The organism is Sphingobium baderi, assembly GCF_001456115.1.
In the GTDB taxonomy this organism is placed as follows: domain Bacteria; phylum Pseudomonadota; class Alphaproteobacteria; order Sphingomonadales; family Sphingomonadaceae; genus Sphingobium; species Sphingobium baderi_A.
Window position 1 is genome coordinate 3,077,629 of sequence record NZ_CP013264.1, and the last position, 20,292, is coordinate 3,097,920.

The 20,292-nt window shown below is 63.9% G+C and carries 20 protein-coding genes; 10 read left to right on the plus strand and 10 right to left on the minus strand.

Going from position 1 to position 20,292, the window contains the following annotated elements; all coding sequences use genetic code 11:
• Positions 1–47 precede the first annotated feature (47 nt).
• The 6 genes from ATN00_RS15065 to ATN00_RS15090 all read left to right on the plus strand — a co-directional run bounded on the left by ATN00_RS15065 (position 48) and on the right by ATN00_RS15090 (position 4,965).
• A complete protein-coding gene (locus tag ATN00_RS15065; RefSeq protein ID WP_030091389.1) occupies positions 48–362 on the plus strand; it encodes a helix-turn-helix domain-containing protein in 315 nt (104 codons plus the stop codon).
• Complete coding sequence (locus tag ATN00_RS15070; RefSeq protein WP_037446394.1) at positions 359–2,035, plus strand: SulP family inorganic anion transporter; 1,677 nt, start codon at positions 359–361, stop codon at positions 2,033–2,035. The genes ATN00_RS15065 and ATN00_RS15070 overlap by 4 nt, the downstream gene beginning before the upstream one ends.
• A gap of 52 nt (positions 2,036–2,087) precedes the next feature.
• Positions 2,088–3,284, plus strand: coding sequence for a beta-ketothiolase BktB (bktB, locus tag ATN00_RS15075; RefSeq protein ID WP_030090341.1), 1,197 nt, complete (start codon positions 2,088–2,090; stop codon positions 3,282–3,284).
• A gap of 9 nt (positions 3,285–3,293) precedes the next feature.
• A complete protein-coding gene (locus ATN00_RS15080) occupies positions 3,294–3,986 on the plus strand; it encodes a DUF1275 family protein (RefSeq protein ID WP_030090340.1) in 693 nt (230 codons plus the stop codon).
• A 28-nt stretch (positions 3,987–4,014) separates the two neighbouring features.
• On the plus strand, positions 4,015–4,320 hold the full coding sequence (locus ATN00_RS15085) for an alkylphosphonate utilization protein (protein WP_030090339.1): 306 nt from the start codon (positions 4,015–4,017) through the stop codon (positions 4,318–4,320).
• A 96-nt stretch (positions 4,321–4,416) separates the two neighbouring features.
• Positions 4,417–4,965: a cytochrome b gene (locus tag ATN00_RS15090; RefSeq protein ID WP_030090338.1), complete on the plus strand. Its 549-nt coding sequence runs from the start codon at positions 4,417–4,419 to the stop codon at positions 4,963–4,965.
• A gap of 96 nt (positions 4,966–5,061) precedes the next feature.
• On the opposite strand, the gene ATN00_RS15095 is transcribed toward ATN00_RS15090, so the two are convergent.
• The 5 genes from ATN00_RS15095 to ATN00_RS15115 form a co-directional block, all read right to left on the minus strand.
• The gene (locus tag ATN00_RS15095) at positions 5,062–5,604 is read right to left on the minus strand and encodes a Tll0287-like domain-containing protein (protein ID WP_231746296.1); all 543 of its coding nucleotides are present in this window, start codon (positions 5,602–5,604) and stop codon (positions 5,062–5,064) included.
• A gap of 92 nt (positions 5,605–5,696) precedes the next feature.
• Positions 5,697–6,020, minus strand: a complete 324-nt coding sequence (locus ATN00_RS15100; protein ID WP_030090336.1) for an ArsR/SmtB family transcription factor — start codon at positions 6,018–6,020, stop codon at positions 5,697–5,699.
• Complete coding sequence (locus tag ATN00_RS15105; protein ID WP_030090335.1) at positions 6,017–9,223, minus strand: efflux RND transporter permease subunit; 3,207 nt, start codon at positions 9,221–9,223, stop codon at positions 6,017–6,019. Before ATN00_RS15105 ends, ATN00_RS15100 begins: the two co-directional genes overlap by 4 nt.
• Positions 9,220–10,269, minus strand: coding sequence for an efflux RND transporter periplasmic adaptor subunit (locus ATN00_RS15110; RefSeq protein ID WP_030090334.1), 1,050 nt, complete (start codon positions 10,267–10,269; stop codon positions 9,220–9,222). The genes ATN00_RS15105 and ATN00_RS15110 overlap by 4 nt, the downstream gene beginning before the upstream one ends.
• Before the next feature lie 39 nt (positions 10,270–10,308).
• Positions 10,309–10,647 (minus strand): rhodanese-like domain-containing protein, encoded by a 339-nt coding sequence (locus ATN00_RS15115; protein WP_021246226.1) that lies wholly within the window; start codon positions 10,645–10,647, stop codon positions 10,309–10,311.
• 83 nt (positions 10,648–10,730) lie between these two features.
• On the opposite strand from ATN00_RS15115, the gene ATN00_RS15120 reads away from it, so the two are divergent.
• Genes ATN00_RS15120 through ATN00_RS15135 form a run of 4 tightly spaced genes read left to right on the plus strand, consistent with a single transcriptional unit; the run spans position 10,731 to position 13,888 of the window.
• Positions 10,731–12,011: an NAD(P)/FAD-dependent oxidoreductase gene (locus ATN00_RS15120; protein ID WP_030090333.1), complete on the plus strand. Its 1,281-nt coding sequence runs from the start codon at positions 10,731–10,733 to the stop codon at positions 12,009–12,011.
• Between the two features lie 40 nt (positions 12,012–12,051).
• On the plus strand, positions 12,052–12,255 hold the full coding sequence (locus ATN00_RS15125) for a YgaP family membrane protein (RefSeq protein WP_021246224.1): 204 nt from the start codon (positions 12,052–12,054) through the stop codon (positions 12,253–12,255).
• Complete coding sequence (locus ATN00_RS15130; protein ID WP_030090332.1) at positions 12,252–13,517, plus strand: TolC family outer membrane protein; 1,266 nt, start codon at positions 12,252–12,254, stop codon at positions 13,515–13,517. Before ATN00_RS15125 ends, ATN00_RS15130 begins: the two co-directional genes overlap by 4 nt.
• Before the next feature lie 38 nt (positions 13,518–13,555).
• Positions 13,556–13,888 carry a carboxymuconolactone decarboxylase family protein gene (locus ATN00_RS15135; RefSeq protein WP_231746297.1) on the plus strand — a complete coding sequence of 111 codons (333 nt, stop codon included), beginning with the start codon at positions 13,556–13,558 and terminating at the stop codon, positions 13,886–13,888.
• Between the two features lie 124 nt (positions 13,889–14,012).
• On the opposite strand, the gene ATN00_RS15140 is transcribed toward ATN00_RS15135, so the two are convergent.
• The 5 genes from ATN00_RS15140 to ATN00_RS24395 all read right to left on the minus strand — a co-directional run bounded on the left by ATN00_RS15140 (position 14,013) and on the right by ATN00_RS24395 (position 20,205).
• Positions 14,013–14,945: a 1-phosphofructokinase family hexose kinase gene (locus ATN00_RS15140; RefSeq protein ID WP_030090330.1), complete on the minus strand. Its 933-nt coding sequence runs from the start codon at positions 14,943–14,945 to the stop codon at positions 14,013–14,015.
• A gap of 246 nt (positions 14,946–15,191) precedes the next feature.
• Positions 15,192–16,160 (minus strand): calcium/sodium antiporter, encoded by a 969-nt coding sequence (locus ATN00_RS15145; protein WP_030090329.1) that lies wholly within the window; start codon positions 16,158–16,160, stop codon positions 15,192–15,194.
• A complete protein-coding gene (locus ATN00_RS15150) occupies positions 16,157–17,068 on the minus strand; it encodes a universal stress protein (protein ID WP_021246219.1) in 912 nt (303 codons plus the stop codon). The genes ATN00_RS15145 and ATN00_RS15150 overlap by 4 nt, the downstream gene beginning before the upstream one ends.
• The gene (locus ATN00_RS15155) at positions 17,065–19,758 is read right to left on the minus strand and encodes an HAD-IC family P-type ATPase (protein ID WP_162849038.1); all 2,694 of its coding nucleotides are present in this window, start codon (positions 19,756–19,758) and stop codon (positions 17,065–17,067) included. The genes ATN00_RS15150 and ATN00_RS15155 overlap by 4 nt, the downstream gene beginning before the upstream one ends.
• A gap of 132 nt (positions 19,759–19,890) precedes the next feature.
• On the minus strand, positions 19,891–20,205 hold the full coding sequence (locus tag ATN00_RS24395) for a universal stress protein (protein WP_374411714.1): 315 nt from the start codon (positions 20,203–20,205) through the stop codon (positions 19,891–19,893).
• Positions 20,206–20,292: the final 87 nt, after the last annotated feature.

Below are 20,292 nucleotides of genomic sequence, written 5' to 3' on the forward strand. Positions count from 1 at the left end.
AATTTGTTAAGAGTGATATTTGATGTATTAAACATCATGGAGCCAACATGATCACGTCGCAGCAAATGCGCGCCGCGCGCGCCCTCCTCGGACTTGATCAACGCCAGCTCGCCGCGCTGGCCGGCCTCTCCCTGCCGACCATCCAGCGCATGGAATCATCCGATGGCCAAGTGCGCGGTGTGGTCGACACGCTGGTCAAGGTGATCACCGCGCTGGAAGGCGCAGGCATCGAACTGCTGGGCGAGAATGCGCCCAGCACGGGCGTGGGCCGCGGTGTGCGTCTGCGCGAAACGACCGCGGGAAAGTCCGGCGGCCAGGGGCAGTCGCTTCTCTATGACAAGGCGGAGGAACCGGTCAGGTGAGCGCGAAAGCCTATACGCCCAAGCTCATCACGACCTTGCGCGAAGGGTACACCGCTCAGACCTTCCGCGCCGACGCCATAGCGGGCCTGACGGTCGCGATCGTCGCGCTGCCTCTTGCCATGGCCCTGGGCATCGCCAGCGGCGCTTCTCCCGACAAGGGGCTTGTCACGGCCGTGGTGGCGGGGTTCCTGATTTCCGCGCTCGGCGGATCGCGGGTCCAGGTCGGCGGACCCACGGGCGCCTTTGTCGTCGTCATTTTCAATGTTATCGCCCAGCACGGCTATGATGGGCTGCTGATCGCGACGCTCCTGGCAGGCATCATCCTCATTGCCGCCGGTGCGTTTCGCCTCGGGCAGATGATCAAATTCATCCCCCATCCGGTCGTCACCGGATTCACCGCGGGGATCGCCGTTATCATTGCCTCGAGTCAGGTGAAGGACTTCCTCGGGCTCTCGATGACCGAGGTCCCGGCTGAGTTCCTGCCCAAATGGCAGTCCTATCTCGCCGCTCTGCCGAGCACCAGTTGGGCAACTCTAGGCGTCGGGGTCGGAGCACTTGCGACCATCATCGTGCTGCGCAAACTCGCGCCCAGACTGCCCGGGTTCCTGATCGCGGTCGTGGTAAGTTCCCTCGCCGTCGCTCTGCTCAAGCTCCCGGTCGACACTATCGGCTCCCGCTTCCCGGACATTCCTTCCGGCCTGCCGATGCCGTCCCTGCCGGAATTCACCTTCGCCAAGATCAATGCGGTGATGCCTTCGGCATTCACCATTGCATTTCTCGCCGGCATCGAAGCCCTGCTGTCGGCCGTCGTCGCCGATGGCATGGCCGGAACGCGGCATCGCTCCAACCAGGAATTGATCGGCCAGGGCGTCGCCAATATCGGATCCGCCCTGTTCGGTGGGCTACCCGCGACGGGCGCGATTGCGCGTACCGCCACCAATATCCGCTCCGGGGCCAGAACCCCGGTTGCCGGAATCATGCATGCCGTGTTCCTTCTTCTGTTCATCCTGTTCGCCACGGACCTGATGGCATTCGTACCCATGGCCGCGCTTGCCGCGATCCTGTTCATGGTCGCCTGGGGCATGAGTGAATATGAGCGGTTCATTGCCTTGCTGCACATGCCCAACAGCGACCGGGCCGTGCTGCTACTGACATTCGGCCTGACGGTACTGGTGGATCTCACCGTCGCAATCGGCGTCGGCGTAACTCTGGCCTCGCTCCTCTTCATGGCCCGCATGAGCGAGGCTGTCGAGGTCGACAGCAGCGGCCGGCAGGACATCGATCTCGATTCCGAAGACGTTCACCAGCGCGACGCGTTGCCGGAGGGTGTCGAGGTGTTCCGGATCACCGGCCCGTTCTTCTTCGGCGTAGCAGGCGAACTGCTCGATACGCTGCGCCGCGTCGGTCAGTCGCCCAAAGTCATCATCCTGCGCATGCGGCTCGTTCCCCTGCTCGATGCAAGCGGCGTCCAGGCGCTCGAACAGTTCATCGAACAAGCGCGCGTCGCCGGCGCAACGGTCGTGTTGTCCGGCGTGCAGCCGCAACCGAAGTCGATGCTTGCGCGCGTTCACCTGGAAGCTGGTTCGGACAAGCTTTTCTATGCCGCGGACTTCGCCAGCGCCCAGTCGCTCGCGGTCAGCTTGCTCGAAGCGCCCAAAACTCAGCCGCACTGATCGGCGCACCCTGCTGCGGTTCGGGCGAACATATTGTCGAAAGGAAGGAAATTTGAACGACGTCGTGATCCTGTCGGGTGTGCGCACCGCTATCGGGGATTTTGGAGGCAGCCTTAAGGACGTCGCGCCGTGGGAGCTTGGCCGCATCGTCATTGCCGAAGCCATCAAGCGGGCCGGAATCGAACCAGGCCATGTCGAGCATGTTGTCCTTGGCCAGGTCATTCAAAGCGAACCCAGCGATGCATATGTCTCGCGAATTGCCGCTATCGCGGCGGGGATTCCCGATCGGACCCCGGCGCTCACCCTGAACCGCCTTTGCGGATCGAGTGTGCAGGCGATTATTTCCGCCGCCCAAATGATCGCATTGGCCGAGTGTGACATCGCCGTTGCTGGCGGTGTCGAGAGCATGAGCCAATCCCCACACGTTCTCAAGGGCCTGCGCTGGGGGCGCAGGATGGGCGATGAAATGATGATCGACGCGATGAACGCGACGCTGAGCGATCCGTTCGGTGCAGGTCACATGGGGGTCACTGCCGAGAACGTTGCCGAACGTCATGGCATCACCCGGGCCGAGCAGGACGCGCTGGCGGCCGAAAGCCATCGCCGGGCAGCAAGAGCACAGCAGGAAGACCGTTTTCGCGAGCAGATCGTTTCCGTCGAGGTCAAGGGCCGTAGCGGCACCTTTATGTTCGAGGCCGACGAGCATGTGCGCACCGACGTTTCCAGCGAAGGCCTCGGCGCACTCACGCCCATCTTCCGCAAGGATGGCGGGACCGTAACGGCGGGCAACGCCAGCGGCATCAACGACGCTGGCGCGGCTCTGGTGCTGGCTTCCGCCGCCGCCGCCGAGAGACACGGCCTGACACCCCGCGCCAGGGTTGTAAGCTGGGGACATGCCGGTGTTGCCCCCGAAGTGATGGGGCTCGGTCCCGTCGAAGCCGTGCCCATCGCCCTCAAGCGGGCCGGACTATCGCTTGACGACATCGACGTGATCGAGGCGAACGAGGCTTTTGCCGCGCAGGCTTGCGCGGTCGCCAAACTGCTCGATTTCCCGCCCGAGAAGGTCAATCCCAATGGCAGCGGCATTGGACTTGGGCATCCCGTCGGGGCAACCGGCGCCATCATCACCATCAAGGCGCTTTACGAGCTCGAGCGTATTGGCGGCCGCTACGGGCTTGTGACCATGTGCATTGGCGGCGGACAAGGCATTGCACTCGTGATCGAGCGATTGCCGAGCCAGGATGCGTAAGAGGCGAGCATGAGCGAACCGGATCGGACAGGCAGACGGCCCAGCTCCCTGGATATCGGCAGAGCGCAGCGCGCGCTGGTCCAACTGGCCGCCATGCTGGCGGCCCTTGCCGGCGCGATCAATGCAGCCGGCTTTCTGGCATTCGGGCACGTCTTCCTTGCCTCGCCCGAGGCCAACGCCACTGTTCTGGGCACGAGCCTTCCCGGTGGCTTTGGTATCACGAAATTTGTGGGCGGAATGATCTTCAGCTTCGTGGGGGGTGTGGTCCTCACGACCTTGATTACGCACTGGCTAGGCCGGTACCGGCGCACAATCGCGCTCGTTTGTACCGCAATCGCGTTGGCCGCCGCCTATCTGACATTCCTCTCGCATCTGGCGATCATCCCGGCCGTGCTGATCGCGATGGCCATGGGTAGTGCTCATTGCACTTTTGAGAGGGATGATCCCGACCTGCAGGAGGCTATTTCGCCCTCCACGCAGGTCGTGCGGTTCGGGGAGGCATTGGCCGGCGGACGGCATCACGCGAACTATCGCCAGCTTGGCTTGCATGCATCCTTTTGGCTGGTCTTCCTTATTGGCGGGCTTGCAGGCGCTGTTGCGTGGATCACGCTCGACGCCAGAGCCTTTGCCGTGGCTGCCCTCGTCGCCGCATTGCTGGCAATGCGCGCCTGGCTGATTGAACGCGATCTGTTCGGTGCCTGACGCACATTCCTGACCGATGGAGAACTCCATGAGCGAAGATGAATATGTCTACGATGAAGAATCCGGTGAATGGATGGCTGCATCCGAACTGAAGGAACGGCGCGCCACCGCGGACCGGATCGAAGTCCGCGATGCCGTGGGCAACCTGCTTGCCGACGGCGACCAGGTCACGTTGATCAAGGATCTGGTCGTCAAGGGCGCCGGCCAGACTCTGAGGCGGGGAACGCTGATAAAGTCGATCCGCCTCACGGATGACCCGCAGGAAATCGACTGCCGGTATGAAGGCATCAAAGGTTTGGTGCTTCGTGCGGAATTTGTCCGCAAGCGCAGCTGACCGGTTATTGCGGTTGTTCGGCGCAAAGCTTCTTGAGAAGGATCAAGGCATTTTTCTCATCTCGCTGGCAATATGAAAATTGATGGGAGGTTCGCCATGAGTACAACCGATATCCGTAACCGCTTCTCTTCCCTGTCGATCACTCTGCACTGGCTCATGGTGCTGCTGATCTCGGTCGTTTACGCTACCATTCTCCTGCGGGAGAACTATCCCAAGGGAACCGACATCCGCGAGGGGCTGAAAACCTGGCATTTCATACTCGGACTCACCGTTCTGGCGCTGGCGATCATCCGCCTGCTGGCACGCCTCAGCCAGCGCACCCCCCCGATCACGCCGGAACCGCCGTCATGGCAGACGCTTTTAGCCAATGCGACGCATCTCGCACTCTACGCGTTCATGCTGGCGATGCCCTTGGCGGGCTGGGTGATCCTGAGTGCGTCGGGCAAGCCGATTCCATTCTTCGGTCTGGAACTGCCGGCTCTTGTCGGCCAGAGCAAAGCCCTGGCGGGACAGATGAAGGATTGGCACGAGACAGTCGGGACCATCGGATATTTCCTGATCGGCTTTCACGCCCTTGCCGCTCTCTTCCATCATTACATCGTCAAGGATGATACCTTGCGCCGAATGCTGCCGGGCCGAACCTGATGGCAAAGCACTCTGGCGATCACGGCGCCGCTGAGCGGTAGGCGACAGCTGCCGCAGCGCTGTAAAATCGGGCCAGCGCAAGCGCGCGCAAGATCGTCATGGGTGCAGACCTCGCTGCGCGCCCTCCCCGCCTTTGATCGCACGCGCCAGGGCTGCCTCCTCCCACCGGATCGAAAAGGCGCCCCGAAGCTGGCCGGAAGCAAAACCCGTCGCCTGATCTGCGGGATAATGCGCGCGGATCGCCGCCATCACCTCCGGGGCGACATTCTCGCCATGGCAAGCGAGGCACATGGGCATGGTCGGTATGGCGCGCATATAGCGATATTGCCCGCCCTCATACGCCGACCAGCGCCTGGGCTTGCCGTCGACGCCAAACGGCGCGGCGGCCCAGCTCTCCATGACGCGGCGTTCGGTAGCGTCAGGACTGGCAGCGGGATTACGCGTGCGCAGCGCCGTGCGCCGGACGGTCGCTCCGCTTTCCTCGGAGATCTGCGCGGCGAGCGCGGGCGCTATGCTCGAACAGACGCTGATCGCGCCTTGCGGACCATCCGCCGCCATCGCGGCGGTCAGCGCGCTCAATAATTCCTTCTGGAAGCGGTCGGCCAGGATATCGGAGCGCGCTTGTGCCTCCTGCACCATCACCGCCGGATCCGACGGCGGCTCATTCGAGGCGCAAGCCCCGAGAGAGACCATGGACAGGAGCGGAAGGACGGCGCGTCGCATCGGATTTCTCAGGATTGTCCAGCACCGGGACCGAAGCGATCGCAGAGCATGTCGATCAACTTGCGGACGTCGCTGTCAGCAAGGCTGTAGTAGATCGTCGTCGCCTCGCGCCGGGTCTTGACCAGACCCCCTTCTCGCAATTTCCCCAGATGCTGGGACACGCTGGATTGCGATTGCCCGCACAACTCCACCATCTCCCCGACGGAGAATTCGCCCTGGGTCAGCCGGCACAGGATCAGCAGACGCTGTTCATTGGCCAGCAGCTTCAGCACGCTCGCCGCATGGGCGGCGTGCTCGGCGAGTTGTGCAAGGGGCGTCTCAAGCGGCATCATCTGGTCGCGGGTTTCCCATCATCTCGAAGCACGATGTAAATGGCCGGAATAACCAGCACGGTCAGCAGCGTCGAGGACGCAAGGCCGAACAGCAGCGAGATCGCCAAACCCTGAAAGATCGGATCGGTCAGGATCACGGCCGCGCCAATCATCGCCGCGGCGGCCGTGAGAACGATCGGCTTGAACCGGATCGTGCCGGCTTCCAGCAGCACGTCGCGCAGCGATTTGTCCGGCGTGGCCGAATGGCGGATGAAGTCGACCAGCAGGATCGAGTTGCGCACGATGATACCGGCGAGCGCGATGAACCCTATCATCGAGGTTGCCGTAAACGGTGCACGGAACAGCATGTGGCCAATGACGATCCCGACCAGCGTGAGCGGCACCGGCGTCAGGATCACGAGCGGCAGGCGGAAGCTTTTGAACTGCGCGACGACGATGATGTAGATCGCCAGCAGCGCGACCATGAAGGCGCCGCCCATGTCGCGGAACGTGACCCAGGTGATCTCCCATTCGCCATCCCAGAGCAGGGACGGCACGCTCTCATCCTCGGGCTGACCGTTGAGACGGATTTCCGGCTTCTGGAGGCCCTTGGCCGCCCAGTCATAGGCATCGACCGCGCGGTTCACTTCGATCATGCCGTAGATCGGCGCTTCATAGGCTCCGGCCAGCTCGGCCGTGACCATGTCGGCATATCGACCGTCACGGCGGAAGATCGCAGGACTCCCCGTCTCGGTGCGCGCTTCGACCACCGCGCCAAGGTCGATGAGCTGGCCGCCCGGCGTCTGTGCGACAGGCATACTCGACAAGGCTTGCGTCCAGCTGCGGTCCTTCTGTTCCAGCGCGATTGTAATCGGTAGTGGGCTGCGGCCATCGCCGCGCGGCGCGTAGCCGACAGTCTGGCTCCCCATGAGCATACCGATGCTGTCGGCGACCTGCCGCTGGGAAAGGCCGTAATAATCGAGCCGGTCGCGCTGCACGTCGAGGCGGAGCTTCGGGCGCGCCTCGCCGAAGCTGTTGTCCACGTCGACGATGAAGGGGACGGACTTGAAGATCTTTTCCAGCTCGGACGCTGTCTTCTGGCGCGTGACTTCGTCGGGGCCATAGACCTCGGCCAGCAGGGTCGCGAGGACGGGCGGTCCTGGAGGCGTCTCGACCACCTTGATAGATGCGCCATTGGGCAAGCGCAGCGCCTTCAGCCGCTGGCGCAGGTCGAGCGCAATCTGATGGCTGGACCGGCTGCGATCCCCCTTGGGCAGCAGCGTCACCATCACATCGCCCTGCTCGGGCTGCGAGCGCAGGAAATAATGGCGGACAAGGCCGTTGAAGTTGAACGGCGCCGATGTGCCGACATAGGCCTCCATCGCCGTCGCTTCGGGCAAGCCTCGCACCACGCCGGCAACATCTTCCAGCACGCGGCCCGTGTTTTCGAGCGCGGTGCCTTCGGGCATATCGACCACGACCTGAACCTCCGACTTGTTGTCGAAGGGCAGCAGCTTCACGGTAACGGCCTTGAAATAGAACATCGAGCAGGCGACCAGTGTCGCCACGCCCACCGCGATCAGGAAATTGCGGGCGGACTTCTTCGTATCGATGACGCGATGCGCGACACGGGCATAGAGCTGCCCCAGCTTGCCGCCGCTCTCGTCATGGCCGTGGCCAGAGCCGAGCGTCTTGCGGGCAAAACGGATCATCAGCCACGGCGCAATGACCACGGCGACGAAGAAGGAAAAGATCATCGCCGCCGACGCATTGACCGGGATGGGAGCCATGTAGGGGCCCATCAGGCCGGAAACGAACAGCATCGGCAGCAGCGCCGCAACCACGGTCAATGTCGCGACCACCGTGGGATTGCCGACCTCCGCCACCGCCTCGATCGCGGCCTGGGTACGGTTGCGGTCATCGTCCATCGCCCAATGGCGCGCGATATTCTCGATCATGACGATCGCGTCGTCGACGAGGATGCCGATCGAGAAGATCAGCGCGAACAGGCTGACGCGGTTGATGGTGTAGCCCATGAGGTTCGAGGCGAACATGGTCAGCAGGATCGTCGTCGGAATGACCACGGCGGTCACGCCCGCCTCGCGCCACCCGATCGCGAAGCCGATCAGCACGACGATGGAGACGGTCGCCAGCGCCAGATGGAACAGCAGCTCGTTGGCCTTCTCGTTCGCCGTCTCGCCATAGTTGCGGGTGACGGCGACCGTGACGTCATCGGGGATGAGCTTGCCTTTCAGGCTCTCGACGCGCTCGAGGATCGCATCGGACACCACCACGGCATTGGCGCCGGCGCGCTTGGCGAAGGCGATGCTGACGGCGGGGGCGCTATGCCACTTGCCGTTTTCCTCCTTCGCCCAGCGCCACGCCCGCGCCTGATCCTCGCGCGGCCCCTGCGTTACGCTGGCAACGTCGCGCAGATAGACGGGCGAGCCGGAGGCAGAGCGCACGGTCAGAAGTCCGACCTCCTGCGCCGATGACAGGGTGCGGCCCGCCGTGACGCCGACCGCCTTGCCGTCCTCGCGGATATTACCCAGCGGAAAGGACCGATTGGCCTGGCTCGCGGCCTCGATCACGCTCCCCAGCGGCACGCCATACTGGCGGAGCCTGGCCGGATCGGGCGCAATGCGGATTTCCTCGGGGCGGCCACCGACGAGGAAGCTGATCCCGACATTGTCGACCTTGGCGATCTCGGTGCGCAGCTTCGCGGCGAGTTCGTAGAGGCTGGCATCGTTCCACTGCCCTGCCGCGCCGGGCTTGGGGGCAAGGGTCAGGACGACAGCGGGAACGTCGTTAATGCCGCGCACCGTCACCTTGGGATCGGGGATGCCGACCGGCTTACGATCCCAATTGGCGCGCAGCTTCTCCTCGATGCGGATCGCTGCATCCTCCGGGTTCGACCCGACGAGGAAGCGCGCCGTCACCATTACGCCATCGTCCTGCGCCTGGGTATAGACATGCTCCACCCCGTCGACGCTCTTGACGATGGTTTCGAGCGGAATGCCCACCAGCTCGGTCGCATCGGCGGCGGACAGGCCGGGCGCCATCACCTGAATGTCCACCATCGGCACGCTGATCTGCGGTTCCTCCTCCCTTGGGATGGAAAGAAGAGCCAGCAGACCGACAGCGATCGCCGCCAGCAGAAACAGCGGCGTCAGGGGGGAAGCGATAGTGGCCCTGGTGAGGCGACCGGAAACACCGAGATTCATGGCCGCGGAGCCTTGGCCGGCTTACCGGGGGCGAACAGCACGTCGCCGGCGGCCGCACCGCTCAATATCTCGACCAGGGCGGGATCGGCCGTCGGCGCGATCTGGACCGGCACCATGCTGAGCCGCTTGCCTTCCGCGACGATCTGCACCTGATCCATGCCATAGCGCGTGGTGATGAAGGAGCGCGGCACGACCAGCGCCTTGCGCGTGCCGATCTCGACCGACGCGCTCACGCGGCGGCCGATGAATTGGGTGGAAAGCCCAGGCAAAGTCGCATCGACGCGGACCTGGCCGCCAGTGATCGCGGGATAGACCTGCGCCACACTGCCTTCGCGCTGCCCGGACGGCATATCCGCTTCATTGACGATCACGCGCGCACCGGGATGGACCTGTCCGGCAACCGACTCCGGCAGCATCAACCGCAGCACCGGCGGCCCCGCGGTAACCGTCGCGATCGACATGCCCGGCGCCACCGGTGATCCGGCGGGAATATCGGCGCGAAGCACCCGACCGCTCGCCGGGGCGATCACCGCCCCCTGCCCCGCGACGCTGACGCTTGCGCCCTGCTGCGCCCGAGCGGCAGCAACCTGCGCATCGGCCGCGCGCGCGGCCGCAACGGCCTGATCCAGGCGCGCCTTGGCATAGACGCCTTGGCCATAGAGATCGCGAATGCGGGCGAGATCGGCATTGGTCCGCGCGGCTTCGGCCTGGGCGGCGGCGGTCTGGGCGCCATAGGCGCTTGTCTCATAGCCGAGCCGCGAATCGACGATCATGCCGATCCGCTGGCCCTTTTGCACCGTGTCGCCGGCACGGACGGAAAGCGACGTGAGGATGCCGGGGATGCGGGCGAGCACTTCGGCCTGGTCGCGCGTGGCGATCTCCGCGCCGACTACCTTCATGTCCGGGATTTCGGTTGCGGCGAGCCGCAGAGTTTCCCCGGCGGGTAGCGTCGCCGCCGCCTGCTCCTGCTCCGGCTTGCTCCCGCATGCCGACAGCGCCAGCGCGGCGCCCGCCAACCAGAGCCACTTGCCCCTGCCGCTCATCATGCCGCCGATACCCCTCTTTTTTGGTTCTCTTTCAGGCTCTCAATCACCAACGACCGGGAAGCCGGCGTCTTTCCACGCACCGATCCCGCCAGCGAGGTGGGTGTCGATCGCGCTCTGCGCCGCCGCGCATTGATCGAGTGCCTGGCCCGAGCGCTTTCCGCCCGCGCATTGCAGCACGACAGTCCGGCCCTTGGGATCAGGGATGTTACGAGGTGAAAAGCCCGACAGTGGCATGTTTATTGCGCCCAGTATGTGGCCGGCGGCGAACTCGCCTGTCTCGCGCACGTCGATCAGGAGCGCCTTGCCGCCCTTCAGCATGGCGTCCAGCTCGGCGGGGCCGATCTCACGGTGGGCATCACGTTTCTTGAATCCGAACATGGCAGCTTCCTCAACTTTGTTATTTGCATATAACGTGTAATGATGATATTCGTCAATGCCATTGAGACATGGAAGGATCGCAGATGGGCAAGCCTTTGATCGTGGTGCTGGGCGCGGGTCTGGGAGGCACGATCGCCTCCTATGAGATCAAGGCTGCCGTCAAAGACCGCGCCGACGTGATGACGGTATCCGATAGCGATACCTACAACTTCATCCCGTCCAATCCCTGGGTCGCCGTGCGCTGGCGCGAGCCTGAAGCCATCCAGGTCCACCTCCCTCCCGTGTTCGCCAAAAAGAAGATCGGCTTCACCTCGGTCGGCGCGAAGCGGCTGCATGCCGGCGAAAAGCGACTCGAACTCAATGACGGCTCATCCATCAATTACGATTATCTTGTAATCGCTACCGGCCCGGAACTCGCGTTCGACGAGATCGAGGGGCTGGGTCCGCATGGCGGCCATACCCTCTCCATCTGCCAGACGCCCCACGCCTCAGCCGCCGCCGATGCGTTCGATGCCTTTGCACAAAATCCCGGCCCGATCGTCGTCGGCGCGGTGCAGGGCGCGTCCTGCTACGGCCCGGCCTACGAATTCGCGATGATCCTCGACACCGAACTGCGCAAGCGCAAGATCCGCGACAAGGTGCCGATGATCTATGTGACGCCCGAACCCTATATCGGCCACCTTGGGCTCGACGGCGTCGGCGATACCAAGTCGCTGCTCGAGAGCGAGCTGCGTGATCGCCACATCAAATGGATCACCAACGCCCGCGTCACCAAGGTCGAGCCCGGCGTCATGCACGTCGAGGAAGTCGGCGAGGACGGCGCGGTGAAGAAGACGCACGACCTGCCCTTCGGCTTCTCGATGATGCTCCCTGCGTTCCGGGGCGTCCCCGCGGTCAGCAATATCGAAGGGCTGGCCAATCCGCGCGGCTTCATCATCGTCGACAAGCACCAGCGCAATCCGGCCTTCCCCGAGATATTCGCGCTCGGTGTCTGTGTCGCCATCCCGCCGACCGGCCCGACGCCGGTTCCGGTGGGCGTGCCCAAGACCGGTTTCATGATCGAATCCATGGTCACGGCGATCGCCGCCAATCTCTCGCTGGTTCTCGACGGCCAGGAGCCGACGGCGGAAGCGACGTGGAACGCGGTGTGTCTCGCCGATTTTGGCGACGGAGGCGTCGCCTTCGTCGCCCAGCCGCAGATCCCGCCGCGCAACGTCAACTGGTCGTCCAGCGGCAAATGGGTCCATCTGGCCAAGGTCGGCTTTGAGAAATATTTCCTGCGCAAGGTCCGCAAGGGCGAGAGCGAGCCCTTCTACGAAAAGCTCGCCATGCACGCGATGGGCATCCGCAAGCTGCGTTTCTGATGCCCCGGCTTCTGGTTTCCCAAGCGAAGGAGTGAGACTGATGACTCTCGATCGTGCCGTGATGGCGTTCGCCGGTTGTGTCGTACTGCTCGGCGTCGTCCTGTCGCTGACCGTGCATCCCTGGTGGATCGCGCTCACCGCCTTTGCCGGCCTCAATATGCTTCAGGCAAGCTTCACTGGTTTCTGCCCGGCTGCGATGGTGTTCAAGGCGTTCGGCGTCCGTCCGGGAACCGCCTTCAAATGACGCTCAGGCGGACGATCCCCCTCCCCCTGCTCGCCGGCCTGCTGGCGAGTGTCGCCATGCCCGCGCAGGCAACGACGCTTGAAGAAGCCATTGCGGCCGCCGTGAACCACGCGCCGGAAATCGAGGCGGCGGGGGCCGATGCCGATGCGGCCGACGCCCGGATCAGGGAAGCACGCGGCCAGGGTCTGCCAACCGCGACGCTGAGCGGGACGATCGGCTATGGACGACTCGATCCGCAGGGTTTCTTCGGGCTTCCGGCGGCCAACGTCACGCCGCGCGCGGCGCAGCTCACTATCGAACAGCCCCTCTTTATGGGCGGCAGGGTCAGCGCCGGGATCGCACAGGCGAAAGCGGGCAGCGAAGCAGCACGCGCCGGTGAAACGATGACCCGCAGCCAGATCGTTGTCGCGACGGTCCAAGCCTATGGCGACGTGCTGACCACGCACCGAATGATAGCGCTCTATGAACAGATGGTCGGCCAGATGGAGGAGATCCAGCGCCAGGCCCGGCTCCGCTTCAAGGCAGGCGAAAGCCCCAGCACCGATGTTGCGCAGGCGGCGGCGCGCCTTGCCGAAGCACAGGCAGCCCTTGAAGGCGCGCGCGGCTTTGCCATCTCGGCCGATGCGCGATTCACCAACCTCACTGGCCTTGCCCCGCAGGATCTCCAGCCCATTCCGGCAAGTCCGGTCCTGCCTGCCTCGCTCGATGAAGCGCTCGACAGCGCCCGCGGGAACAACCCGGCGCTGGCGCAAGCCGAAGCGGCATTGGATGCCGCCCAGGCCGGCGCGCGGGGCGCGCGGGCCGAACGCCTGCCCACGATCGGCGCCTTCGCCGAAGGTTCGACGGTGCGTGACCAGTTCTTTCCCGATTATCGCTCCGATGCCGCCACGGTCGGCGTGCGGGCGCGCTGGCAGATATTCGCGGGCGGGCGAGTCTCAGCCAAGATTACCGAATCCGATAGTGCGGTCAGGGCCGCCGATGCGCGTATGCGCGCCGCACGCGCCGCCGTCGATGAACAGACGATCAGCGCCTTTTCCGGGGTGCGCTCGGCCGCCCTGGTCGAAGCGGCTGCTTCCCAGCAAGCCCTTGCCGCCGGACAGGCGCGCGACAGCGTGCGCCACGAGGTTCGCGTGGGGATGAAGCCCCAGCTCGATCTGCTCGATGCCGAACGCGAGGCAACCGCCGCAGCGGTCAGCGAAGCTCGCGCGCGAAGCGATCGCATCGTCGCGGCTTACCGACTGCTTGCCCTTCTCGGACGCTGAACTTTACAGGAGACGATATGCACAAGGACTGGCCGAAAATGGCGACCGAGCTGAATGGCGCCATCAAGGAAGTGCGGCTCGGCACGCCCGACGTGATGCAGGCCTTTTCCGCCATGGCGACTGCGGCCACCAAGGCCGGGGCGCTCGATGCCAAGACCAAGGAACTGATCGCTCTTGCCATCTCGGTCGCCATCCGCTGCGACGGCTGCGTTGCCTTCCATTCGAAGGCCGCCGTCAAGCATGGCGCCACGCGCGATGAAGTGATGGAGACGATGGGCATGGCGCTCTACATGGGCGCTGGCCCCAGCCTCATGTATGCCGCGCAGGCGGTCGAGGCCTTCGATCAGTTCTCCGATCAAGCGAAACAATAATACGCCGTGAAATCGAAACAGCCGAACACTTGACCGGCAGTGCGCCGAACCGGTCGCGAATTTCGCGACCGGGAACCACGATCATGAACTGGTCGGTGGAGTACGCTCAAGTTCAACGCAAGGTTCAGGAGGCTGCACGGACCTGCGAATAGAGCCGCCGGATGTCTTCGGGTCGCGCAAGATCGTGCCCCGGATTCATCACGGCCGCCGCGCCTGCCGCGATGCCGAAGCGGAACGCTTCTTCGATCTCCCAGCCTGAGGAGATAGCAAAGACCATCGCCGAAAGGAAACTGTCGCCCGCGCCGACCGCGCTTCTGACCTCGATGTCCACTGCGGGAAGCAGGAGTTGGCGCTCGGCCGAGGCAAGGAGAGCGCCCTCGTGCCCCATCGTCACCGCCACATATTGCGCATGACCGCCCCCGACGATCTGCATGGCCGCCCGTCCCACCGACTCCGTGTCGGGAAGATCCCGACCGGTGAACTGGCGCAACTCGCCAATGCTGGGCTTGACGAGGAAGACGCCGCCTTGCTCAAGGCCTCCGCGCAGGCCAGCGCCTGAACTGTCGAGCACGACCGGTATATTGCGTTCCGTCATCATCGCGACGACCTGGCCATAGAAATCATCCGGAATGCCGGGTGAGAGCGAACCGCTCGCGACCAGATAGTCACATTGTGCCGTCTGGAGCTGATTGAGGCACTGCCGCCATTCTGCAGGTTCGACCATCGGTCCGGACGGAACGAGGCGATATTCCTTCCCGCTTTCGCGCTCGAGCACTGCGGTGGCCACCCTGGTATGCCCCTTGATCGGGATACGGTTGCGCACCAGCTGGTGCAGGTCGAGCAGACCATCGAGCGCGTGGCCGGTTGCACCGCCCGAAAGATAGTAGCTCCGCGCGTTCCCGCCGAGCCGGACATAGACACGGGCCACGTTGATTCCCCCGCCACCCGGCGAATAGAATTCTGTCTTCGTCCGCATTTTACGGGTGTGGTAGACATGATCGACTTCATAGGCGACGTCGATCGTCGGGTTCAGGGTGAGGGTCGCGATGTTCATCATGGCCGCCATTGAGGGACCCGGATGGGCTCGGGTCTATCCGGGATTTCCCTAATCGTTACGCTATCGCGGGTCCACGAATGCGAAGGCTCCGATCGAAAGGGTGCGAAGTTCTACCGGGATCGAAAGACCCGCGTTAGCAACCTGACAGCAGCAGCCACCGCCTGCGACCCAAAATCACTGGATAATAGACGAAAGGCGGGAAAATCGCGGCGTTGTCAAAAGATGCCCTCGCGCTTTCCTTATCGGTTAAATCCGATCATTGATCAAATAGGCAAGATATAGCAAGTAGGCACTCACAAACATTCCACCCTCGAACCGCGAAATTTGGCGTCCGCTGATGAATACGGGAATGCAGGCCAGCGCGACCCCCAACATGACCGGGATGTCGACCCGGATCAGTTGCGCGCTGACCTCGATCCCGTTCGACGGAAACAGGCAGGCCGCGCCGAGAATCACCAGAATATTGTAAACGCTGCTGCCGATCAGATTGCCGATCGCGATGTCGCGCTCGCCACGAATCGTCGAAATGATCGTCGTAACGAGTTCAGGAGCGGAAGTACCGATCGCAACGATCGTCAGTCCGATAAAGGCGTCCGATACGTTCCACAACCGGGCAAGCGCGACCGCACCATCCACCAGCCAGTTGGCGCCCACGACGATCACGACGAGGCCGATGGCCAGCATCGCCATTGCGGAGAAACCGTGGCGGCGGGAAAAGCGCGGCGCCGCGAATTCCCGCGCGAACTCCAGCTTCACCGTGATGCTTTCCCGCCGGGCGACGCGAATGACGGTCAGCGTGAAGGCCATTCCCATCGTGATCAAAAACAGCCCCTCAAGGCGCGAGAGCACACCGTCCCAGGCAAAGACGAGTAGCGCGGCCGACGCGATGACGATGACAGGCAGTTCCAGACGCAGCGTCTGCATCCGAATGGCAAGTGGTTGCAGCATCGCGCTGAGGCCGAGGATAAGGAGGATGTTGACGGTGTTGGTGCCGGCGATGTTGCCAACCGCGAGCGAGCCGTTTCCCTGGAGCGCCGCCTCGATCCCGACGGCGAGTTCGGGCGTGCTCGTTCCCAGCGCCACGATCGTGAGGCCGATGAGCAGCGGCGAAACGCCCAGCCGCGCGGCCAGCGCCGAGCCTCCCCTCACCAGCCACTCCGCACCAGCGATCAGGGCGGCGAGCCCCATGAGGCTGGAAACGATCGCCAGCGTCATCCGGCCGGGTTCACCTTGCGCCTGGCGGGATCGGGTACGAGGAGGACATCGCCCGGGACCGCATCAAGGATCTTGCGCGCCGTACTGCCGATCATAGCCTCATAGACGAGGCCACCGCCATGGGTTCCAACGACCGTCAGGTGACGTGCGGCATTTTCCGCACGGTCGCGAAGCAGCGCTTCGGGAACCCCGTGCTCGATCATGCGCGTGACGTTCCGGGCCGCCACATCAGACAGTCCCGCTTCGGCAAGGAACTTGTCGGCCGCAGCCTCGCCATAACCCTCGAATTGCCGTTCGATTTCCGATCGGCCGAGATAGCCCGCGAAGGGCACATCGTAGGCGTGGAAAAGGGAGATAGCCGCATCGGGAAAAAAGCGGACGGCGGTCTCCAGAGCGATCCGGGCGGGCGCGGAGAAATCTGTCGCGACCACCATGGCGCGGTAAGGCTCGAAAGCGCGGTCGCGTACGATCAGGATCGGAACGGGCGCCTTGCGGATCAGCCGGTCCACGGTATCGCCGAGCAGCATCCGGGCCAGCGGCCCATCGCGAGCCACGCCGGTGACGATCAGGCCCGCCTCGCCCTTTCCGGCGATATCGAGGACGACCGGTGCCGGCGAGCCGGTTTCGACGTGGACCGAAATGTCGATTGGCGGCGCCTCGCGAACAAGGTCGTGGTAGATGCGATGGCGCGCCGCCCGCACCGGGTCTTCGAGAGGCCGACGCCAGGACGGCAGATCGCCGAGTCGGACGGACAGCATCCCGTCTTCCGGCGGGTTCAGCGCGTGGATGACCATAAGCTCCGCCCGCCATGCCTGGGCTACCAGCAGGGCGCGATCGAAGGCGCGGTCGCAACGATGGCTGAGGTCGGTCGCGAGCGCGATGCATTTAGGGAAACCGTCACGCGTCATGGCATGTCCTCCTGATTATTAAGTTCGCTAAACCAGCCCAGTCGCCGCATCACATGCTTCTCCACCTCCAGCGACAGCATGAGAAGCATGCCGCACGCCACCAGCAACACCCAGTCCGCGAAGCCCAGCGGCTGCGAGTGGAAAATCGCGTTCATGAACGGCGCATAGGTGAAGAGCGCCTGGCCGATGACGAGAACGCCGATCGCGATCAACACGGCGGGAGTACCGATCGCGCCGCGCCATGTCAGGGACGTCATGTGGAGATAGCGGACGTTGAAGAGGTAGAAGATCTCCGCGATGATGAACATGTTGACGACCATGGTGCGCGCCATCTCCAGGCTCCGGCCTTGCGCCAGAACATGGAAAAAGATTCCGAGAGTGACGGCCGCGAACAGCACAGAGACGAGAAGGACACGCCAAAGCAGGAACGGCGAAAGCAACGGCGCGCCGCGCTCCCGTGGCCGGCGCAACATCGCACCGGGTTCCGTGGGCTCGAACGCCAGCACGAGGCCGAGCGTGGCGGCGAGGACGAGGTTCACCCAGAGGATCTGCGTCGCCGTCATCGGCAGCGCGAAGCCCAGCAGGATCGCCAATACGACCGCCAGTGTTTCACCGCCGTTCGTAGGGATTTCCCAGGAAATGACCTTGCGAATGTTGTCGTAGACCGTTCGGCCTTCGCGAACGGCGCTGACGATCGAGGCAAAATTATCGTCGAGCAGCACCATGGAAGCCGCTTCTTTCGACGCTTCGGTGCCCTTGATGCCCATGGCGACCCCGACGTCGGCCTGCTTGAGGGACGGCGCGTCGTTCACGCCGTCCCCCGTCATCGCGACGATCTTTCCCTGAGCCTGCAGCGCACGGACGATCCGCAATTTATGTTCCGGGCTGGTCCGGGCAAAGACCGAGACATCCGCGACCGCTTGCTCCAGTTCGGTGTCCGGAAGCTTTTCCAGTTCCAGCCCGGTCAGCACGCGCGGGTCGTCGGCAAGGTCGAGTTGCCGGGCGATCGCCAGCGCCGTCGCCGCATGATCGCCAGTGATCATCTTGACGCCGATTCCGGCGGACCGGCATTCGGCGATGGCGTCCTTGACCTCCGCACGAGGCGGATCGATGAAGCCGACAAGGCCCAGGAGGCACACGCCAGTCGAGAGATCTTCGAACGAGATCCGTTCGCTGCCGGCAGGCATTTCCTTCGCGCCGAAGGCGAGAACGCGCTCGCCATCGCTTCCGGCGGTAGCGATGGAACTCTCCCAATAGGAACAATTGTCGGGCGCGGTCATCGCCAAGAGCGCTTCGGGCGCGCCCTTCACGAACAGCAAGCGCGTGCCGTTGGAACCCCGGCAGAGCGTCGCCATGAACCGATGCGCGGCGTCGAAGGGAATCTCGTCGAGCCGCTCCCATTCCGCCCGCTCCTGCTCCGGATCGATGGCCGCCTTCATTGCCAGGGCGAAGAGGGCCCCCTCCATCGGATCGCCCTCGACACGCCATTCCGCACCGACCTTGCGCAGCGCGGCATCGTTGCACAGCAGCCCGCAGCGGATCAGTGGCATCGCATCGGCCATAGCCTCTGCCTGGTCCCCGGACCCGACGATCCGGATTTGACCATCGGGAACATAGCCGGATCCGCTCGCGATCATCGTATGCCGCTCGGTGATGACGCGGCGGGCCGTCATTTCGTTGCGTGTGAGCGTGCCGGTCTTGTCGGTGCATATCACCGAGGTCGCGCCGAGCGTTTCGACGGCCGGGAGCTTTCGGATGACGGCGTTGCGCCCCGCCATCCGCCGCACGCCGATCGCGAGAGTAATCGTGATGACCGCCGGCAGCCCTTCCGGCACGATCCCCACGGCGAGCGCGACCACGGCGATCAGCGCGTCGATCCAATCGTAATTCCGCGCCAGAACGGCAAAGGCGAACAGCGCAAGCCCCCCCGCGAGTACGAACCAGGTGAAGCGCCGGGCAAAACCGTCGATCTGCTTCAGCAGCGGGGTTGCCAGTTGTTCGACCGACTGGATAAGCGAACTGATCCGTCCGATCTGCGTGCGAGATCCGGTGGCAACAGCGAGCCCGCTTGCGTGCCCAGCCGCAACCATCGTGCCCGAAAAGGCCATATTACGCCGATCCGCCAAATCGGTCTGCTCGGGCAGCACCGCTTCCTGCTTTTCGGCAGCCACCGATTCGCCCGTCAGCAGCGCCTCGTCGATAAGCATTCGCCGCGCATGGAGAAGCCTGAGATCGGCGGGAACGCGATCACCGGCCTCGATCATCACGAGATCGCCGGGCACGATCTCGCGGACGGGAATCGTTTGCCTCACGCCGTCACGCACCACGCTGGCCTTGGGCGCGATCATCTGCTGGATGGCCTCAAGCGCCTGTTCAGCCTTTCCTTCCTGGATATGCCCGATCACCGCATTCACGATCACGACGGCGACGATGACCACCGCGTCGATCATGTGATCGAGCAGCGCTGCGGCCAATGCCCCGGCAAGAAGCACATAGATCAACGTGTTATGGAATTGCGCGAGGAACCTAAGGAACACATTGCGACGCGCCGACCGGGGTAGCGCGTTCGGCCCAAAGCGGGCCGATTGCCGATCCACCTCCGGAGAAGAGAGACCCGCACAACCGACGTCGAGTGCCGTGGCAACTTCGCTGGTTGACAGCATATGCCAGCGCACTTCGGAAGTTTCCATGGGTCCTGACATCAAATCTCTTTCGTATTACATCAAACCATCTCGTGTTGAGCATGCGGAGCGAAGACCGTGCGGACCGGTTTCATTCCCGGCCCGCGGTTCCGCGCTTGCGTGCCGCCGATTGAATGGGCTTCAATGCGCAAACAGCAGCGGCAGCGGCGCGCCAGTGAGCAGGTCGCGCGTGACGCCGCCCAGGATCATCTCGCGCAGGCGAGAGTGGCCATAAGCGCCAAGCGCGAGCATCCCGGCGCCACGCCGGTGAGCCGCTTCGACCAGCGCCTCCGCATCCGACACGTCACCGCCCTGGATGGGAACTACGGTCGACGTAAAGCCATGCCGGGCGAGATGGTGGGCGACATCGGCTCCCGGTTCGGAACCGTGGCCCTGGGCCGTCGGCTTCGCATCGAGGATGAGTATATCGATCCTTGCCCCAGGCGCCGCGAACATGGTCGCGTCGCGCAGCGCGTGCGTCGCCTCGCGGGTCGCATTCCAGCCGATCGCCAAGTGATCGATGGCGGCCGGTTTATAGCCGGT

Coding starts and splice junctions, on each gene's coding strand:
- ATN00_RS15140 (WP_030090330.1), bottom strand. CDS start 14,945: ATGATGAACATCGCGACCCTCACCCTGAACCCGACGATCGACGTCGCC.
- ATN00_RS15065 (WP_030091389.1), top strand. CDS start 48: ATGATCACGTCGCAGCAAATGCGCGCCGCGCGCGCCCTCCTCGGACTT.
- ATN00_RS15155 (WP_162849038.1), bottom strand. CDS start 19,758: ATGGAAACTTCCGAAGTGCGCTGGCATATGCTGTCAACCAGCGAAGTT.
- ATN00_RS15085 (WP_030090339.1), top strand. CDS start 4,015: ATGAGCGAAGATGAATATGTCTACGATGAAGAATCCGGTGAATGGATG.
- ATN00_RS15125 (WP_021246224.1), top strand. CDS start 12,052: ATGACTCTCGATCGTGCCGTGATGGCGTTCGCCGGTTGTGTCGTACTG.
- ATN00_RS15100 (WP_030090336.1), bottom strand. CDS start 6,020: ATGATGCCGCTTGAGACGCCCCTTGCACAACTCGCCGAGCACGCCGCC.
- ATN00_RS24395 (WP_374411714.1), bottom strand. CDS start 20,205: ATGTTCGCGGCGCCTGGGGCAAGGATCGATATACTCATCCTCGATGCG.
- ATN00_RS15115 (WP_021246226.1), bottom strand. CDS start 10,647: ATGTTCGGATTCAAGAAACGTGATGCCCACCGTGAGATCGGCCCCGCC.
- ATN00_RS15095 (WP_231746296.1), bottom strand. CDS start 5,604: ATGGTGCAGGAGGCACAAGCGCGCTCCGATATCCTGGCCGACCGCTTC.
- ATN00_RS15150 (WP_021246219.1), bottom strand. CDS start 17,068: ATGACGCGTGACGGTTTCCCTAAATGCATCGCGCTCGCGACCGACCTC.
- ATN00_RS15105 (WP_030090335.1), bottom strand. CDS start 9,223: ATGAATCTCGGTGTTTCCGGTCGCCTCACCAGGGCCACTATCGCTTCC.
- ATN00_RS15145 (WP_030090329.1), bottom strand. CDS start 16,160: ATGACGCTGGCGATCGTTTCCAGCCTCATGGGGCTCGCCGCCCTGATC.
- ATN00_RS15110 (WP_030090334.1), bottom strand. CDS start 10,269: ATGATGAGCGGCAGGGGCAAGTGGCTCTGGTTGGCGGGCGCCGCGCTG.
- ATN00_RS15080 (WP_030090340.1), top strand. CDS start 3,294: ATGAGCGAACCGGATCGGACAGGCAGACGGCCCAGCTCCCTGGATATC.
- ATN00_RS15130 (WP_030090332.1), top strand. CDS start 12,252: ATGACGCTCAGGCGGACGATCCCCCTCCCCCTGCTCGCCGGCCTGCTG.
- ATN00_RS15120 (WP_030090333.1), top strand. CDS start 10,731: ATGGGCAAGCCTTTGATCGTGGTGCTGGGCGCGGGTCTGGGAGGCACG.
- ATN00_RS15090 (WP_030090338.1), top strand. CDS start 4,417: ATGAGTACAACCGATATCCGTAACCGCTTCTCTTCCCTGTCGATCACT.
- ATN00_RS15135 (WP_231746297.1), top strand. CDS start 13,556: ATGGCGACCGAGCTGAATGGCGCCATCAAGGAAGTGCGGCTCGGCACG.